The organism is Streptomyces sp. NPDC048172 (assembly GCF_043202595.1).
In the GTDB taxonomy this organism is placed as follows: Bacteria; Actinomycetota; Actinomycetes; order Streptomycetales; family Streptomycetaceae; genus Streptomyces.
The window spans coordinates 1,506,490-1,523,800 of the sequence record NZ_JBIDAT010000001.1 but is presented as its reverse complement, the minus strand read 5'-3'; the positions used below and the strand labels follow the sequence as shown (position 1 = coordinate 1,523,800).

The 17,311-nt window shown below is 70.3% G+C and carries 15 protein-coding genes and 1 riboswitch; of the genes, 6 read left to right on the top strand and 9 right to left on the bottom strand.

The genetic code is table 11. The features are described 5' to 3' along the window. The first annotated feature begins 4 nt into the window (after positions 1 to 4). On the top strand, positions 5 to 1,444 hold the full coding sequence (locus ACGF3A_RS07035) for an aldehyde dehydrogenase family protein (protein WP_393726554.1): 1,440 nt from the start codon (positions 5 to 7) through the stop codon (positions 1,442 to 1,444). Between the two features lie 40 nt (positions 1,445 to 1,484). Here ACGF3A_RS07035 and ACGF3A_RS07030 read toward each other — a convergent pair whose 3' ends face one another. The 8 genes from ACGF3A_RS07030 to ACGF3A_RS06995 all read right to left on the bottom strand — a co-directional run bounded on the left by ACGF3A_RS07030 (position 1,485) and on the right by ACGF3A_RS06995 (position 10,610). Continuing rightward, on the bottom strand, positions 1,485 to 2,138 hold the full coding sequence (locus ACGF3A_RS07030; RefSeq protein WP_393726552.1) for a trimeric intracellular cation channel family protein: 654 nt from the start codon (positions 2,136 to 2,138) through the stop codon (positions 1,485 to 1,487). A 62-nt stretch (positions 2,139 to 2,200) separates the two neighbouring features. Further along, positions 2,201 to 3,286, bottom strand: a complete 1,086-nt coding sequence (locus ACGF3A_RS07025) for an ABC transporter ATP-binding protein (protein WP_393726550.1) — start codon at positions 3,284 to 3,286, stop codon at positions 2,201 to 2,203. A gap of 14 nt (positions 3,287 to 3,300) precedes the next feature. Then, positions 3,301 to 4,581: an ABC transporter ATP-binding protein gene (locus ACGF3A_RS07020; protein WP_393726548.1), complete on the bottom strand. Its 1,281-nt coding sequence runs from the start codon at positions 4,579 to 4,581 to the stop codon at positions 3,301 to 3,303. Continuing rightward, positions 4,578 to 5,576, bottom strand: a complete 999-nt coding sequence (locus ACGF3A_RS07015; protein WP_393726546.1) for an ABC transporter permease — start codon at positions 5,574 to 5,576, stop codon at positions 4,578 to 4,580. Before ACGF3A_RS07015 ends, ACGF3A_RS07020 begins: the two co-directional genes overlap by 4 nt. Positions 5,577 to 5,714: 138 nt before the next feature. Beyond that, positions 5,715 to 7,466, bottom strand: a complete 1,752-nt coding sequence (locus tag ACGF3A_RS07010; RefSeq protein ID WP_393726544.1) for an ABC transporter substrate-binding protein — start codon at positions 7,464 to 7,466, stop codon at positions 5,715 to 5,717. 68 nt (positions 7,467 to 7,534) lie between these two features. Next, entirely contained in the window at positions 7,535 to 8,530 is a 996-nt protein-coding gene (locus ACGF3A_RS07005; protein WP_393726542.1) for an ABC transporter permease, read from the bottom strand. A 368-nt stretch (positions 8,531 to 8,898) separates the two neighbouring features. Further along, positions 8,899 to 9,669, bottom strand: coding sequence for an enhanced serine sensitivity protein SseB C-terminal domain-containing protein (locus ACGF3A_RS07000; protein WP_393726540.1), 771 nt, complete (start codon positions 9,667 to 9,669; stop codon positions 8,899 to 8,901). 167 nt (positions 9,670 to 9,836) lie between these two features. Continuing rightward, the gene (locus ACGF3A_RS06995; RefSeq protein WP_393726538.1) at positions 9,837 to 10,610 is read right to left on the bottom strand and encodes an enhanced serine sensitivity protein SseB; all 774 of its coding nucleotides are present in this window, start codon (positions 10,608 to 10,610) and stop codon (positions 9,837 to 9,839) included. A 189-nt stretch (positions 10,611 to 10,799) separates the two neighbouring features. Between ACGF3A_RS06995 and ACGF3A_RS06990 the strand changes: the two genes are divergently transcribed. Next, positions 10,800 to 11,684, top strand: a complete 885-nt coding sequence (locus ACGF3A_RS06990) for a hypothetical protein (RefSeq protein ID WP_393726536.1) — start codon at positions 10,800 to 10,802, stop codon at positions 11,682 to 11,684. On the opposite strand, the gene ACGF3A_RS06985 is transcribed toward ACGF3A_RS06990, so the two are convergent. Continuing rightward, entirely contained in the window at positions 11,662 to 12,381 is a 720-nt protein-coding gene (locus tag ACGF3A_RS06985) for an AAA family ATPase (protein WP_393726535.1), read from the bottom strand. The genes ACGF3A_RS06990 and ACGF3A_RS06985 overlap by 23 nt on opposite strands. Before the next feature lie 189 nt (positions 12,382 to 12,570). Continuing rightward, positions 12,571 to 12,683, top strand: a riboswitch (glycine riboswitch). 145 nt (positions 12,684 to 12,828) lie between these two features. Here ACGF3A_RS06985 and gcvT point away from each other — a divergent pair. The 4 genes from gcvT (at position 12,829) to ACGF3A_RS06965 (ending at position 17,308) form a co-directional block, all read left to right on the top strand. Further along, positions 12,829 to 13,980, top strand: a complete 1,152-nt coding sequence (gene gcvT, locus ACGF3A_RS06980; RefSeq protein ID WP_393726533.1) for a glycine cleavage system aminomethyltransferase GcvT — start codon at positions 12,829 to 12,831, stop codon at positions 13,978 to 13,980. Positions 13,981 to 14,087: 107 nt separating this feature from the next. Next, positions 14,088 to 14,468 (top strand): glycine cleavage system protein GcvH, encoded by a 381-nt coding sequence (gene gcvH / locus ACGF3A_RS06975; protein ID WP_393726531.1) that lies wholly within the window; start codon positions 14,088 to 14,090, stop codon positions 14,466 to 14,468. Between the two features lie 60 nt (positions 14,469 to 14,528). Further along, positions 14,529 to 15,806, top strand: a complete 1,278-nt coding sequence (glyA, locus tag ACGF3A_RS06970; protein ID WP_393726529.1) for a serine hydroxymethyltransferase — start codon at positions 14,529 to 14,531, stop codon at positions 15,804 to 15,806. A 119-nt stretch (positions 15,807 to 15,925) separates the two neighbouring features. Beyond that, positions 15,926 to 17,308 (top strand): L-serine ammonia-lyase, encoded by a 1,383-nt coding sequence (locus ACGF3A_RS06965; protein WP_393726527.1) that lies wholly within the window; start codon positions 15,926 to 15,928, stop codon positions 17,306 to 17,308. The last annotated feature ends 3 nt before the right edge of the window (positions 17,309 to 17,311 follow it).

Below are 17,311 nucleotides of genomic sequence, written 5' to 3'. Positions count from 1 at the left end.
GGCAATGTCGTATTTCGCGAAACTCGCGCTCCAGTACATCGATGGGGCGTGGCGTCCGGGCACCGGCTCCTGGGACCTCATCGACTTCGATCCCTACAGCGGCGAGAAGCTCGCATCCGTCACAGTGGCCACGGCGAGTGAGGTCGACGAGGCATATCGGGCGGCCGAGCGTACGCAGCGTGACTGGGCCGGCGCGGGAGGCTTCGCGCGCAGGGAGATATTCGAGCGCGCCATCCGCCTCATCGAGGAGCGCGCCGAGCGGCTGGCCGATGTGCTGATCACCGAGACGGGTACGCCCCGCGCGCGTGCCGACTTCGAGCTGAGCCTCGCCAAGGAGTGCCTGCGCGAGGCGAGCGGGCTGGCGGTCCGGCCGCACGGGCGGCTGCTGCCCTCCCCCGTGGAGGGCAAGGAGAACTATCTGCACCGCGACCCGGTGGGCGTGGTCGGCGTGATCAGCCCGTTCCACTACCCCTTCCTGCTCGCGCTCGCCGCCGTCGCGCCCGCGCTCGCGCTGGGCAACGCGGCGGTGCTCAAGCCGCACCAGAACACCCCGGTCAGCGGCGGCACCCTCGTCGCCGAGCTGCTGGAGGAGGCGGGCCTGCCGCCGGGCCTGCTGAACGTGCTGATCACCGACATCGCCGAGATCGGCGACGCGCTCATCGAGCACCCCGTGCCCCAGGTGATCTCCTTCACCGGCTCCGACAAGACGGCGCGGCACGTCGCGGCCGTCGCCGCGGGCCACTTCAAGCGCACCGTGCTCGAACTCAGCGGCAGCAGCTCCTTCATCGTCCTGGACGACGCCGACCTCCCGCAGGCCGCGCAGGCCGCCGCCTTCAGCCGCTTCGTCCACCGGGGGCAGGGTGGCGGCGCCGCGGTGAGCCGGATCCTCGTCCACCGGGACGTGGAGCGGGAGTTCACCGAGGAGTTCACCGCGCGGGTGCGCGCGCTCAGGGCCGGGGACCCGCGCGACCCCGAGACCCGGATCGGGCCGCTGCTCAGCGACGCGCAGGCGGACGCGGTCGTGGCGCTGACCGACCACGCGCTCAGCGAGGGCGCCGTCGCGCTCGTACGCGGCGAGGCCGAGGGCGCGGTCGTCCGGCCGACGGTGCTGGCGGGGCTCTCCCCCGACTCGGCGCTGCTGCGGCAGGAGATCTTCGGCCCGGTCGCCGCGCTGCTGCCGTTCGACGGCGACGAGGAGGCCGCCCGCCTCACCAACGACGCGCCCTTCGGTCTCGGCGCCGCCGTGCACACCCGCGACGTCCAGCGGGGCCTGGCGCTCGCGCGGCGCATCGAGACGGGCGTGGTGCATCTGAACGGGCCGGGCGCGCTGGACGAGCCCTCCGTGCCGTTCGGCGGCAAGCTGCGCGGCGAGGGCGCCTGGGAGGCCTTCACCACCCAGCGCTGGGTCTCGGTCCAGCACGGCCGCAGCGAGTTCCCCTTCTGAACGGCGGTACGGGACGGGACCGGGACGGGACCGGGACCGGCTAGGACTCGTCCAGCGTCGCGCTCCGGCGGTTCCAGGCGCGCGGGGCCCGCCAGTTGTAGCGCAGCGCCAGGAGGCGCAGGACGAAGGCGAGTACGGCCGCCGAGGTCATGGCCACCGGGGTCGCCCGGTCCCAGTGGATCAGCAGCGCCGTGGCGGAGGCGCCGACGACGGCGGGGACGGCGTACATCTCGCGGTCCCAGCGCAGCAGCGAGGGCACCTCGTTCGCGAGGACGTCGCGCAGCACCCCGCCCCCGGCGGCGGTCGCGAGGCCCAGCACGGCGGACGCGGTGAGGCTGAGCCCGTACTGGTGCGCCTTGAGCGTGCCCGCGACGCAGAAGAGGCCGAGCCCGGCCGCGTCGAAGACCAGGACGGCCTTGTTGATCCGCTCGACCACGGGGTGCAGGAAGAAGACGAGCACCGTGGCGACCAGGGGCGTCAGGAAGTAGCCGAGGTCGGTGAAGGCGGCCGGGGGCACGGCGCCGATGACCACGTCGCGGAAGAGCCCGCCGCCGAGCCCCGTCACCAGCGCGAGAACGGCCAGCCCGAAGACGTCGAAGTTCCGGCGCACGGCGAGCAGCGCGCCGGAGAGGGCGAAGACGAAGATCCCGACGAGGTCCAGCGTGTGCAGGAGCGGCGAGCTGAAAAAGTCCACGGGCCCTTTCTACCGGGCTCGTGGACCTTTTCCGCTCCCGCCTCGTACGGGCGGCCGCGCCGCTACTTCTGCACCAGGAGCTTGGTGTCGCCCGGCTCCTGGTCCGCGGCGTTCTCCGGGTGGTGGCAGGCCACCTGGTGCCCGGTCTCCAGGGCCACCAGCGGCGGCTCCTTCGTCTTGCACACCTCGGTCGCCTTCCAGCACCGGGTGTGGAAGCGGCAGCCCGACGGCGGGTTCATCGGCGAGGGGACGTCGCCCTGCAGCAGGATCCGCTCCCGGCCGCCGCCGGTGTGCTTGCGCCGGGGGTCCGGCACCGGGACCGCCGAGAGCAGCGCCCGGGTGTACGGGTGCATCGGGCGGTCGTACAGCGACTGGCGGTCGGTCAGCTCGACGATCTTGCCCAGGTACATCACCGCGATCCGGTCCGAGACGTGCCGGATGACGGAGAGGTCGTGGGCGATGATCACGTAGGTGAGGCCGAGCTCCTCCTGGAGGTCGTCCAGCAGGTTGACGACCTGCGCCTGGATCGACACGTCGAGCGCGGAGACCGGCTCGTCGGCCACGACCAGCTTCGGGTTGAGGGCGAGGGCCCGCGCGATGCCGATGCGCTGCCGCTGGCCGCCGCTGAACTCATGCGGGTACCGGTTGTAGTGCTCGGGGCTGAGCCCGACCACCGACAGCAGCCGCTGCACCTCCTTCTTGACGCCGCCCTCGGGCTTGACGCCCTGGAGCTTGAAGGGGGCGCTGACGATCGCGCCGACGGTGTGCCGCGGGTTCAGCGAGGAGTACGGGTCCTGGAAGATCATCTGCACGTCGCGGCGCAGCGGACGCATGCCGTTGACGCCGAGGTGCGTGATGTCCGTGCCCTCGAACTCGATGTTCCCGGCGGTCGGTTCCAGCAGCCGGGTGATCAGCCGGCCCATCGTGGACTTGCCGCAGCCGGACTCGCCGACGACGCCGAGGGTCTCCCCCGAGCGGACGTCGAAGTCGAGGCCGTCGACCGCCAGGACCGCGCCGACCTGCCGCTTGAAGAGCCCCTTGGTCACCGGGAAGTGCTTCTTCAGGCCGCTGACCTTGAGCAGGGTCTCGCCCTGTGCGGGCTCCTCGACGGTCGCCGTGCCGCCCTTGGGCTGGTCGGAGTTCGCCATCTTCTCGTCCTCGCTCACAGCTTCGGGGCAATCTCTTCGTTCCAGATCCGCTCCCGGTCCTCCTGCGACATGTGGCAGGCGGACAGGTGCCCGGCGGACACCTCACGCAGCTCGGGCCGCGTGGTGCGGGTCACGCCGCCCTTGGGCACGTCGGCGTAGGGGCAGCGGGGGTTGAAGGCGCAGCCTTCGGGCACGTTGATCAGGCTCGGCGGGGAGCCCTTCACCGGGATGAGGCGCTCGGTCCTGTCCCGGTCGATACGGGGCATCGAGCCCAGCAGGCCCCAGGTGTAGGGGTGCTGCGGCTCGTAGAAGACCTTCTCGGCCGTGCCGTACTCGATGCAGCGGCCGCCGTACATCACCAGGATGTCGTCCGAGAGCTCGGCGACGACGCCCAGGTCGTGGGTGATGATGATGACGGCCGAGCCGAACTCCTTCTGGAGGTCCCGGATCAGGTCGAGGATCTGCGCCTGGACGGTCACGTCCAGCGCTGTCGTCGGCTCGTCCGCGATCAGCAGCTCGGGGTTGTTCACCAGCGACATCGCGATCATCGCGCGCTGCCGCATACCGCCGGAGAACTCGTGCGGGTAGCTGTCCACCCGCTTCTTCGGCTCCGGGATGCCCACGCGGTCGAGCAGCTCGATGGCGCGCGTGCGCGCCTTCTTCTTGTCGACGTTGTGGTGGACGCGGTACGCCTCGACGATCTGCTGGCCGACCGTGAAGAACGGGTGCAGGGCCGACAGCGGGTCCTGGAAGATCATGGAGATCTCCCGGCCGCGCAGCTTGCGCACCGTGTCCGCGTCGGAGGTGAGCAGCTCCTGGCCGTTCAGCCAGATCTCGCCGGAGATCTTCGGGCGCTGCCGCCCGTACTGGCCGACCGTGTGCAGGCCCATGATGCCGAGCGAGGTCACCGACTTGCCGGACCCCGACTCGCCCACGATGCCGAGCGTCTTCCCCTTCTCCAGGGTGAAGGTCAGCCCGTCGACGGACTTGACCAGGCCGTCCTGGGTGGGGAAGTGGATGCGCAGGTCGCGGACGTCGAGGAACGCGCGTGCGGGCTTCTTGTCCAGCACCGGCTCGCCGGGAGCGGTCCCCGTCGAGGTGAGGTCCCCGTTCTCCTTCGCGACGTCCGTGGACTCGGCCTTCTCGGCCTTCGCGCCGGACTTCTCGGCCTTCGCCTCGGACTTCTCGGGCTTCGCGCCGTTCTCGTCCTTCTCGGCCTTGGCCGCGGAGGTCTTCTCCGGGGTCTCCGGCTCGTCCGGCGTCGCGTCTGCTGGTTCTTTGCTGGGGACTGTCATGCAAGCCTCACTCGGGGGTCGATCACGCCGTACAGCAGGTCGACGATGAGATTCGCGATGACGACGGCGGTTGCGGTGATGAGGGTGACACCGAGGATCAGCGGCAGGTCCTTGTCGTTGATCGCCTTCAGCACGGCCTGGCCGAGGCCCGGGATGCTGAAGGTGGTCTCGGTGAGGATCGCGCCGCCCATCAGTGCGCCGAGGTCGATGCCGAGGAGCGTGAGGATCGGCGTCATGGTCGAGCGCATGGCGTGCTTCCCGATGACGACGGGTTCCTTGATGCCCTTGGCCCTGGCTGTACGGATGTAGTCCTCACCCATCACTTCCAGCATGGTGGCCCGGGTGATACGGGCGTACATCGCGCCGAAGAGGAAGGCGAGGCTGATCCAGGGCAGGATCATGCCGCTGAACCACTTGGCCGGGTCCTCGCCGAACGGGGTGAAGGAGTTGCTCACCAGGTCGAGCTGGTAGGCGAAGACCGACAGCAGGATCAGACCGGTGAAGTAGACCGGCAGGGAGACACCGGCGAGCGCGCCGGTCATGCCCAGACGGTCCCAGATGCTGCCGCGCTTGAGCGCGGAGACGATGCCCACCGCGAGTCCGATGACGAGCCACAGGAGGGCCGCGCCGGCCGCGAGGGACAGGGTCACGGGCAGGCGGTCGGTCAGGACCGGCCAGATCTCCTGCTCGGTGCGGAAGGAGTAACCGAAGCACGGGGCGGAGCAGTGAGTGGTGTCGCCCCCGCCGGTGTAGTCCCGTCCTACGAAGATGCCTTTGAAGAACTCGAAGAGCTGAACGAGGATCGGCTCGTCGAGCTGGAGCTTCTGGCGTACGCCTTCGATGGCCTCCTTGTCGGCCTGTTTGCCGACGAACATCGTGGCCGGGTCGGTTCCGGTCCACTTGGGGATCAGGAAGAAGATGCAGAAGACCGCCAGGATGATGACGACCAGCATCACTGCGACGGCGAACAGCCGCCTGATGAGATATGTGAGCACTGCTCTCGGCCGCCCGGCGGCGGCCCGGCCTCTCCCCCGGGGTGCGGGGGTTCGGCCGGGCCGCCGCCGCGGCCTTCACCTGCCCTTCGTGCCAGCGGCGGGTGCGCCGTCAGATGGTGATGTCGGTGGCGGTCTGGATCACTTGACGCCGATGTTCACGAAGTCGTACCAGCCGCTGAAGGCGTCGGTGGAGTAGACGTTCGTCAGGCGCGGCGAGCGCCACTGGACGACCTTCAGGTAGGTCAGCGGGAGGTAGTAACCGCCCTTCATGACCTCCTTGTTGACCTCGGCGTACTTCTCCGCGGCCTTGTCCGGGTCCAGCTCGCCGATGGCCTCGGCGAAGCCGTCGTCGACCTTCTTGTCCTTGATCAGGGCGTAGTTGTTGTTGCCGTTGTCAAGGATGTACTTGCTGTGCCACAGCGGAACGCCGTAGCCCTGGCCACTCGGGAAGTCCGGCCCCCAGCCGTAGAGGACCATCCCGTAGCCCTTCTTCTTCACGACGTCCGGGTTACCGACGATCGAGGAGCCCTGGGCACCGTCGAACTGGTCGATCTCCACGTCGATGCCGATCTTCTTCAGCGACGCCTGGATCGCCTCGGAGGACTTCACATCGGACTTGTCGGTGTTACGGACGGCGAGCGTGGTCTTGAAGCCGTCGGGCTTGCCGCACTTCTTCAGCTCTTCCTTGGCCTTCGTGACGTTGGCCTTGCCGCCGTTCTTCAGCACGCCGTACTGGTCGTCGCTCTTGTCGTGACCGGGGACGACCGGGGGCAGCATGTTCTGCGCGATCGCGCCGCCCGCCATCGGGCCGCCGCGCGCGGTCTGGACGGACTTGTGGTCCGTGCCGTAGATCGCGGCCTTGCGGCAGTGGATGTTGTCGAACGGCTTGATGCTCTGCGGGAACGCCACGTACGAGATGAAGCCCGACTGCGGGTTGTCGACGTTGCCCTTGTGCTGCTTGAGCGCGGTCGTACGGCCCTGCGAGTCCATGCCGCGCTGGTTCAGGTCGAGGTCCGCGTCGCCGTTGATCAGGCGCTTGTCGCGCTCGTCGGCGTTGGTGAGCAGCGTGACCTTGACCTGGTCCGGCAGCGCCTTGCGGAGCTTGTCCTCCTTGCCGTCCCAGTGCTTGTTGCGGACGAGCGTGAGGTTCTTGTTGGGCGTGTACGACTGGAACTTGTACGGGCCCGAGGAGAACGGCTTCAGCGCGTACTTGGACTTGGTGTCCTTGTCCTTGCGCACCGGCGAGTTGGTGGGCATGGCGAGCATCTGCTCGAAGTCACCGTTGGGCTTGGGCAGGTGGAAGACGATCGTCTTCTCGTCCTTGGCCTCGATGCCCTTGAAGTCCTTGCCCTCGTACGGACCCTTGTACTTGCCGTCGGGGTCCAGGACGTCCTTCAGGTAGACGGGGCCGCCGGACAGCGTCTTCTGCGCCCACTGGCGCTCGATGCCGTACTTGACGTCCTCAGCCGTGATCGGCTTGCCGTCCTCCCACTTCAGCCCGTCCTTGAGCTTGTAGGTGTACGTCTTCTTGTCGGACGAGATCTTGGCGTGGTCCGTCGCCAGGTCGGGCTGGAGCTTGATGCCGCCCTGGCCCGGCTTCGGCGAGTAGCTCACGAGCTGGCGGCTGTAGTAGCGCGCGAAGTCGAAGGCGAAGCCGTAGTACATCCGGGTGGTGTCCCAGGAGTCGGCGTCCTGCACGCCGACGAACTTCAGCGTGCCGCCCTTCTTGTCCGACGCGTTCGCGACCTTGCCGATGCCCGCGTTGAACCCGCCGCCCTTCCCGCCTTCGTCGTCGTCTCCGCCGCCGCAGGCCGAGATGGCCAGCAGGGGGCCGATGGCGAGCGCGGAAACCGCGGCCAGTCGACGCCTCGATGTGCGTTTGGTTGTCACTTTCTCGCAACCTCCGTGTAGGTCACGGCCCGCACCATCGCGAGGCCGGGGGGATCTTGGCTGGGGGGTCAACGGGTCCCCTTGGGGTCGAGCGCGTCGCGCACGCCGTCACCGAAGAGGTTGAAGGCGAGCACCGTGATGAAGATCGCGACACCGGGGATGATCATGTACATCGGGTCGGATTCGTAGTACGTCACGGCGTCGGACAGCATCGAACCCCAGGAGGCGGTGGGGGGTTTGACGCCCACCCCGAGGAAGCTCAGCGCGGCCTCGGTGAGGATGTTGGTCGGGATCATCAGCGTCGTGTAGACGGTGATCGGCGCGACCAGGTTGGGCAGCAGTTCCTTGCTCAGGATGTAGCGCCGCCCCGCGCCCAGGCTGCGGGCGGCCTCGATGTACTCCCGCTCCCTCAGGGAGAGCACCTGTCCTCGGACGATGCGGCCGATATAGGGCCAGCCGAAGAATCCGATCACCAGGATCATCACCATCAGCCGGACGCCCGTACCGGTGAGCCCGAACATGTTGTTCGGCATGACCGAGATCAGCGAGATGGCGAAGAGAAGCTGCGGGAAGGCCAGGAGCATGTCCATCACGCGGCTGATGAGCGCGTCGAGCCAGCCGCCGAAGTAGCCGGCGAGCGTGCCCAGGAGCGTGCCGATGATCACGGCGACGAAGGCGGAGAGGAAGCCGACGAGGATCGAGACCCGGGCGCCGTAGAGGATGCGGGCGAGGATGTCGCGGCCGCTGACCGGTTCGACACCGAGCAGGTGGTCCCCGCTGATGCCGCCCAGGTCCCCCTTGGGCGTACTGAAGAGCGGATCGATCAGATCCTCGTGGCGCTCGTTCGGGTCCTGCCCGATCAGCGAGGCGATCAGCGGGGCGAAGACCGCGACCAGGATGAGGAGCAGGACGATCGCACCGCCAATGAGTGCCACCTTGTCACGCTTGAGACGCTCCCAGGCGATCCGGCCGAGTGAGCGGCCTTCGATAGCCTTGTCTGCGCCGCTGGGCGCGGGCTCAGCGACCGCGGTTTCCGCGGACGTCTCGTGCAGTGGTGCCGTCATCGTGGTGGGAACCCCTTCTCGACCGGCAGTTGACCAGTCCACGCACGCCGCTGTAGCGGCCGGTTCGCATGCTGTTCGTACAGAAGGCCGATGGCCTATGGCTCGGGAGTCTTCATCGCGCTCTCGATCACCCGCCAGACCTCCTGGGGAAAGGATGCGCAACTGTGATGTGACGCGTCATGTTCCGTTATGCGGACGAAAGTTGACGTTGAGCGGTGCCGGGTCGCTCGATTTGCCCCGTTCTGGCCCATCTGCGCGTGGCCGAAATCCGGCCAGGAAATCCCCGCCTACGGGGAGCCTACGGGGAGGGGTCCCGCATCACGACAGAGCGGGACGAAAGGGGCGGAAAGCCCGCTCGGTGTGTCCGCTCAGCGGGCCCGCGGGTACCCGTACCCGAACCCCGGCGCGGCGGCGACGCCCTGCGCGTCACGGTCGAAGAAGGGGCGGGACTGGCGGCGCAGCCACATCGCCACCGGGTCGTAGTCGTCCGACATGGCGACGCTGGAGACCGGCAGGCCGTCCGGCACCGCCGAGATCGACTGCCGCATCATCTGCCGCGCGCCCTCGACCGAGTGCGGGGCGTTGTCGTACAGCTCCAGGCCGATGGCGAGGTACGGGACGCCCAGCGCGGGCTGCACCCAGGCGCGGCGCATCGAGCGGACGGCGGGGGTGTGGTGCGCGTTCTGCGCCAGCAGCGCGTAGAACTGCGGGATCTCCAGGGACGGTTCGGAGATGCGCAGCGGTCCGGCGGGCAGCCGGTCGAGCCCGGCGGCGATCCGGCGCAGGTCCAGCCAGGGGATCCCGAGGCCGCCGCCGGGGGTGTGCGGATTGAGCCAGATGCCCCAGCGGTCGGGGAAGAGGGCGGCGGCGATGTCCCGGCCGCCGACGACCTCGTGCGCCCGGGTCCAGCCCGAGGCGGACAGCTCCTGGGCCGAGGTCACGCACGGCGCGTATCCGTACCCCCCGACCTCCATGTTTCCGTACTGCGCGTCGGGGGACCCGGCCTGCCCGTTCCACAGCAGCATCCAGAGCCGGGTTCCGGCGAGGGCGCTCAGCAGGGACTCATAGGTCTCGTAGGTGTCGCTCCGGCCCGGCGACACCTGCCGCAGGAGCTGCTCGACGCTTCCACCCGCGCTCACCTGGGCCGCCCTTCCCTTACCTGTGCCGTACACCCCTGGCGCCCGGCCCGCCGGTCATGTGCGCCGGGCACGCCTGTGCGCCCCGCGCCGTCATCCAACCAGCTTAGGTCCCGGGCACGACATCGGTCCTCGTCCCTGAGCTCGACTTGGTTACTTTCCCCTGGTCCCTACTCCTGGCGCGTGTAGAAGGGCCGCACGCACTCGCGCATCCACTCCACCACCGGATCCCGCGCCGCGTCGAGCAGCACCATCTGCACGGGCCACTTCACCGTGTGCGTCCCCAGCGCCCGGCCGAGCGCCTCGTGGGCCGCCTGCCTCGACTCCGGGTCGAGCAGGTCGAGTTCTATGCCGACGAAGAGCGCGGGCGGATCGCCCTCGGAACTCGCCAGGGCCCGCCGCGCCGTCCGTACGGCCCCGAGCCCGGCGAACTCGGAGGAGACGGCGGAGAGGAAGTCCACCGGGTCGTCCTGCCAGTCCGGCTCGAAGAGCCGGACGCGGGCGCCGCGCGCCATGCCGGTGACGGCCTGCTCGGACGTGCTGTTCTCGCACAGCTCGGCGACGGCCTCGGGAGGCAGCGGCACCCCGACCGTCCCCTCCGGGTTCACCGCGATCCCCACCTGGGGCGGCAGTCCGCGCGCGAACTCCCGCGCGGGCGCGATGGTGAACGACACGTGCGCGCCCGCGACCTGGAGGAACTGCTGCTCCGAGCTGAAGACGGGGACGTACGCCGCGCCGCCCAACTCGATGGTCGGCAGGGAGAGATCCCGGCTCTCGGGCCCGCCGCCCTCGGGCAGGGGGACCCACACGCTGCTGCGCCGCAGGACTTCCAGCAGCCGGGCTCCGGCACCGGGGACGTCGAGGGAGGCCGCGAGGGTCTCCTCCAACTCGTTCCCGGGCCATCCCCCGCCGTGACCCGGCCCGTACTGCTGCGGAAAGCTCATGCGGACCAGCCTATCCGTGCGTCCGGGTGACGCGGATGGCGGAAGGGTGAGGGCCGGGGAGAGAGACAGGGCGCTCCCCCGATTGCTCACGTACGGCGACTCTCCGGTTGCGGAGCGCACGCGAGGCCCGAAAGGTGGTGAGCGTCCCTTTTATGTGCTTACGAGCACGCTCACTGGAGGAATGTCCCCATGCAGGTCAACCGCATCACCGCCGTCGCCGTCACCGCGCTCGCGGGCTCCCTCGCCCTCGGCGTCGCGGGCGTCGCCACCGCCGACCACGGCCCGGCCCACAAGGCCGCGCCGGAGCCCGCGCCCGTCGCCCCGAAGCAGCAGCAGCTCGCGCAGCAGGCCGAGACCCTCCAGGACACGGCGGCGGTGAGCGACGCGGTCGGCCGCGTGCTCAGCGACGTCGCGCAGGCCAAGGACGGCAAGCTCGCGCCGTTCCGTGCCCAGCAGCACGCCCACCGGATCGCCAAGGCGCTCCGTGAGCTGCGGACGTCGATCGCGCCGAAGGCGGCCAAGGCCCGCCCGCTGCCCGCCGCCGAGCTGACCACGAAGGCCGCGGCCGAACTGCAGGCCAGCTCCGCCGAGCTGCTGAAGGCGGCGTCCGCCGGTGACGCGCGCAAGACCAGCACCGCCGCGGAGAAGACGCTGCTCAGCACGGTGAACGTGATCGCCGCCGCGAACGCCAACGGCAAGCTCCCGGCCGCCGACCTCAAGGGCCTCCCGAAGGTCCCGAAGACCCCGCAGGCCGCGAAGAAGCCGCAGGAGGCGAAGAAGCCCCAGGAGGCCAAGAAGCCGCAGGAGGCGAAGAAGCCGCAGGACGCCGCCAAGCCGCAGAAGCCCCAGAACGCGCAGAAGCCCCAGGACGCCGCGCAGCCGCAGGCCCCGCAGAACCCGCAGACCCCCCAGACGGGTCAGCAGCCGCAGACGCCCCAGACGCCCCAGACCCCGGCGCAGCAGGGCCAGCAGGCTCCGCAGAACGCGCAGACCCCGGCGCAGCCCGCCGCCCCCGCGGCGCCCGCGAACCCGGCGGCCCCCGCCTCGCCGGTCACCCCGGCAGAGGGCCGCTGACACCGGGGGCCGCGCTGACGCGGCCCTCGCTGTCCCCGCGCACGGTCCCGTCCCCGCGTCCCGGGGGCGGGACCGTGCGCGTGCGGAACTCCTCCGGCACCGGGGCGAAGACCATCTCGCTCAGCGCCTCCGCCGCGGGCCTGTCCATGAGGACGGCGGTGTCCGTGCCGCGCGGCAGCCTGTCCTCCTCCGCGTCGGCCGTCAGTCTCCGTACGGCCCGCAGATGGCGCCGGAACGCGTACCCGGACACGCCCCGGCCGCGCGCCGCCTGCCCGGCGAGCGCCGTCTCGGGCGGGACGTCGAGCAGCAGCAGGTGCAGGGCCCGGCCCCGCCGCCGCGCGTCGGCCGCCAGCCAGCGGCGCACCCAGCTCTGCGTCCCGCAGTCGTGCACGACCACCCCGGCGCCGGAGGCGAGGGCCCGTCGCAGCCCCGCGTAGTGCGCGAGCCGCACCAGCGGCCGGTAGGCCCCGTACGGCAGCCAGGCGGGCAGGGCCCTCTCCCAGCGCTCGCGGGTGTCCTGGGAGTCGATGCTGACCACCGCGCACGCCCCGCCCCGTACGGGCACGGTCCGCCGGATCAGCGTCGACTTGCCGCTCCCTGGGAGCCCTGAGACCACCACCACATCACCGTCGGGAAAGCGCAGAACGCCTCCGGCCGCCGTCCCCCGCAGATCGCGCAGGTCGCGCAGGCTGCCCACAGATCACCCCTCCCGGAGGCGGCAGCTCCGCCGCCGCTCCTCAGAGAGTGTCAAGAAAAGGTAATGCGATTCAAGGCGATTGGCCGCCGAACAGGGGCAGTAGGCCTCCGAGCCCTCTGTGCGATGCGGCATCTTCCGGGGGGCACACCCCCATGCAATGATGTGCGGGCCAACTCCATACAGGCCGTTCGAGCCCGCGCGGGAGAGTTCCCGGAAGATGTCGTCAGGCGGCGTCGGACCGGGGCGCCGAAGGAGCAAGATCCTCCCTTGAATCTCTCAGGCCCCGATACCGCGCAGGGTGAGGCAGATCTGAAAAGCGAGCCCTCCGTCGTCCGGCGGCCGGGCTCCACCCAAGGTGCAAGCCGGGCAGCCGCCGCTCCCGGCGAACCTCTCAGGTTCCGATGACAGATGGGGAGGACATCCGCGTCACACGCCTGGAGCCTGAAGATGACTGAGCCTGAGCCCCGCACGCCCCGTAAGACAGCCCTCGACGCCACGCATCGCGCGCTCGGCGCGACGATGACGGACTTCGCGGGCTGGGACATGCCGCTGCGGTACGGCAGCGAGCGCGAGGAGCACCTCGCCGTCCGCAGCCGCGCCGGGCTGTTCGACCTCTCGCACATGGGCGAGATCACGATCACCGGCGCCCAGGCCGGGGAATTCCTGGACTACGCGCTGATCGGCAACCTCTCCAAGCTCAAGCCGGGCCGCGCGCGCTACACGATGATCTGCGACGAGGACGGCGGCATCCTCGACGACCTGATCGTCTACCGCACCGAGGAGGAGCGCTACCTCGTCGTCGCCAACGCGGCCAACGCGCAGGTCGTGCTGGACGCGCTGGTCGCGCGCATCCCGCGCGACGCGGACAAGCAGGTCGTCGTGATGGACGACCGCGACGCCTACGCGCTGCTGGCCGTCCAGGGCCCGGAGGCGGCGGGCATCCTCAAGTCCCTGACCGACGCCGACCTCGACGGCCTCAAGTACTACGCGGGCCTGCCCGGCACCGTCGCCGGGAAGAGCGCGCTCATCGCCCGTACGGGATACACCGGCGAGGACGGCTTCGAGCTGTTCCTCGCGCCCGGGGACGCGGTGGCCGTGTGGGAGGCGCTGACGGAGGCGGGCGAGGGCGTGGGGCTGGTGCCGTGCGGGCTGAGCTGCCGGGACACGCTGCGCCTGGAGGCGGGCATGCCGCTGTACGGGCACGAGCTGTCGACGGAGCTGACGCCGTTCGACGCGGGCCTGGGCAGGACCGTGAAGTTCGAGAAGACCACCAACGACGGCCGCTTCGTGGGGCGCGCGCCCCTGGAGGAGGCGGCGCGCAAGGCCGAGTCCGCGCCGCCGCGCAAGCTGGTCGGGCTCGTCGCGGCGGGGCGTCGCGTGCCGCGCGCCGGGTACCCGGTCGTGGACACGGCGGACGGCTCGGTGATCGGCGAGATCACCTCGGGCGCCCCGTCCCCCACCCTCGGCAAGCCGATCGCGATGGCGTACGTGGACGCGACGCACGCCGCGCCCGGCACCGAGGGGGTCGCCGTCGACATCCGGGGCAGCCACGAGCCGTACGAGGTCGTGGCGCTCCCCTTCTACTCGCGGAACCGTTAGGGAGACGCGGACAAGACGCGTACGGAGGCTCTGTCAAGAGCGTGACCTCCGTCCCACCAGCCAAGACCCGTTTTCGCCGAACGCGACACATCCAGGAGAATCACCCCATGAGCAACCCCCAGCAGCTTCGCTACAGCAAGGAGCACGAGTGGCTGTCGGACGCCAAGGACGGCGTCTCGACGATCGGCATCACGGCCCACGCCGCCAGCGCCCTCGGTGATGTGGTCTTCGTCCAGCTCCCGGCTGTCGGCGACACCGTCGACGCGGGCGAGACCTGCGGCGAGCTGGAGTCGACCAAGTCCGTCAGCGACCTCTACTCCCCGGCCTCGGGCGAGGTCACCGAGATCAACCAGGACGTGGTGGACGACCCGGCGCTGGTGAACTCCGACCCCTTCGAGGGCGGATGGCTGTTCAAGATCAAGGTCTCCGACGCCCCGGACGACCTGCTCTCCGCCGACGAGTACACCGCGTTCGCCTCGGGTGACTGAGGCCCGCCGGGGTATTCACGACCCGTCGCCTGCCCGCCCACGCCTTCCCGGGATGGTCCCATGTCGCTTCTGAACAGCTCCCTCCACGAGGTGGACCCGGACGTCGCCGCCGCCGTCGACTCCGAGCTCCACCGCCAGCAGTCCACCCTCGAAATGATCGCGTCGGAGAACTTCGCCGCGGTCGCCTCCATGGAGGCCCAGGGCTCGGTCCTCACCAACAAGTACGCCGAGGGCTACCCCGGCCGCCGCTACTACGGCGGCTGCGAGTACGTCGACGTCGTCGAGCGGCTCGCCCGTGACCGGATCAAGGAGCTCTTCGGCGCCGAGGCCGCGAACGTCCAGCCGCACTCGGGCGCGCAGGCCAACGCCGCGGCGATGTTCGCGCTGCTGAAGCCGGGCGACACGATCATGGGCCTGGACCTGGCCCACGGCGGTCACCTGACCCACGGCATGAAGATCAACTTCTCCGGCAAGCTCTACAACGTCGTCGCCTACCAGGTCGACGCCGAGACCGGCCAGGTCGACATGGACCAGGTCGAGAAGCTGGCCAAGGAGCACCGGCCGCAGATGATCATCGCGGGCTGGTCGGCGTACCCGCGCCAGCTCGACTTCGCGGCCTTCCGCCGGGTCGCCGACGAGGTCGGCGCGCTGCTGATGGTCGACATGGCGCACTTCGCGGGGCTGGTCGCGGCCGGGCTGCACCCCTCCCCCGTGCCGTACGCGGACGTCACCACCACCACGACGCACAAGACGCTGGGCGGCCCGCGCGGCGGTGTGATCCTCTCCAAGAAGGAGCACGCCAAGAAGATCAACTCCGCGGTCTTCCCCGGCCAGCAGGGCGGCCCGCTGGAGCACGTCATCGCGGCGAAGGCGGTCTCGTTCAAGATCGCGGCGACCGAGGAATTCAAGGAGCGCCAGCGGCGCACGCTCTCCGGCGCCAAGATCCTCGCCGAGCGCCTGCTGCGCCAGGACGCCGTGGACGCGGGCGTCTCGGTGCTCTCCGGCGGCACGGACGTCCACCTCGTCCTCGTCGACCTGCGCAACAGCGAGCTCGACGGCCAGCAGGCCGAGGACCGCCTCCACGAGATCGGCATCACCGTCAACCGCAACGCGGTGCCGAACGACCCCCGTCCCCCGATGGTCACCTCGGGCCTGCGCGTCGGCACCCCGGCGCTCGCGACCCGCGGCTTCCAGGACGAGGACTTCACGGAGGTCGCCGACATCATCGCCGAGGCGCTGCTGCCGGACTTCGACGAGGCCAAGGCCAAGACCCTGTCGGCGCGCGTCACCGCGCTGACGGAGAAGTACCCGCTCTACGAGGGCCTCGGCAGCAAGTAGCACGCCGGACCACCGGTCACCAGGAGGGGCGCCCCGGACGCCCCGTCACCCGGCTCCCGCCGGGGCGCCCCTCCCGCACCACCCCGCACCGCACCACCCGGACGAGGGAGTCCGCCACCATGGCCATTTCCGTCTTCGACCTCTTCTCGGTCGGGATCGGCCCGTCCAGCTCGCACACCGTCGGCCCGATGCGCGCGGCGCGGATGTTCGCGCGGCGCCTCAAGAACGAGGGCGTGCTCGCGCACACCGTCTCCGTACGGGCCGAACTCTTCGGCTCCCTCGGCGCCACGGGCCACGGCCACGGCACGCCCAAGGCCGTCCTGCTCGGCCTGGAGGGCAACTCACCGCGCACGGTCGACGTCGAGTCGGCGGACGGCCGCGTCGCCGAGATCCGCACGACGGGCCGCCTGCGCCTCCTCGCGGCGGAGATAGGCGATGCCCACGAGATCGACTTCCACGAGCCGAGCCAGCTCGTGCTGCACCGCCGCCGCTCACTCCCGTACCACGCGAACGGCATGACCCTCTTCGCGTACGACGCGGCGGGCACCCCGCTCCTGGAGAAGACCTACTACTCGGTGGGCGGCGGCTTCGTCGTCGACGAGGACGCCGTCGGCGAGGACCGCATCGTGCTCGACGACACGGTGCTGCGCCATCCGTTCCGTACCGGCGACGAACTCCTGCGCCTCACCCGCGAGACCGGCCTCTCCGTCTCCGCGCTGATGCTGGAGAACGAGAAGGCGTGGCGCACCGAGTCCGAGATCCGCGCGGGCCTGCTGGAGATCTGGCAGGTCATGCGCGCCTGCGTCGCCCGCGGCCTCAGCCAGGAGGGCATCCTCCCCGGCGGCCTCAAGGTCCGCCGCCGCGCGGCCACCTCGGCCCGCCAGCTGCGCGCCGAGGGCCACGCGGAGGCCCACGCGATGGAGTGGACGACGCTCTACGCGATGGCGGTGAACGAGGAGAACGCGGCGGGCGGCCGCGTGGTCACGGCCCCGACGAACGGCGCGGCGGGCATCATCCCCGCCGTCCTGCACTACGCCGCGAACTTCGTCCCCGGCACGGACGACGAGTCCATCGTCCGCTTCCTGCTCGCCGCGGGCGCCATCGGCATGCTCTTCAAGGAGAACGCCTCGATCTCCGGCGCCGAGGTCGGCTGCCAGGGCGAGGTCGGCTCCGCCTGCTCCATGGCGGCCGGCGGCCTCGCCGAGATCCTCGGCGGCAGCCCCGAACAGGTCGAGAACGCCGCGGAGATCGGCATCGAGCACAACCTCGGCCTCACCTGCGACCCGGTCGGCGGCCTCGTCCAGATCCCCTGCATCGAGCGCAACGGCATGGCCGCGGTCAAGGCCGTCACCGCAGCCCGCATGTCCCTGCGCGGCGACGGCCGCCACCACGTCTCCCTGGACAAGGCCATCAAGACGATGCGCGAGACGGGCGCGGACATGAAGGTCAAGTACAAGGAGACGGCCCGCGGCGGGCTCGCGGTGAACGTCATCGAGTGCTGAGCA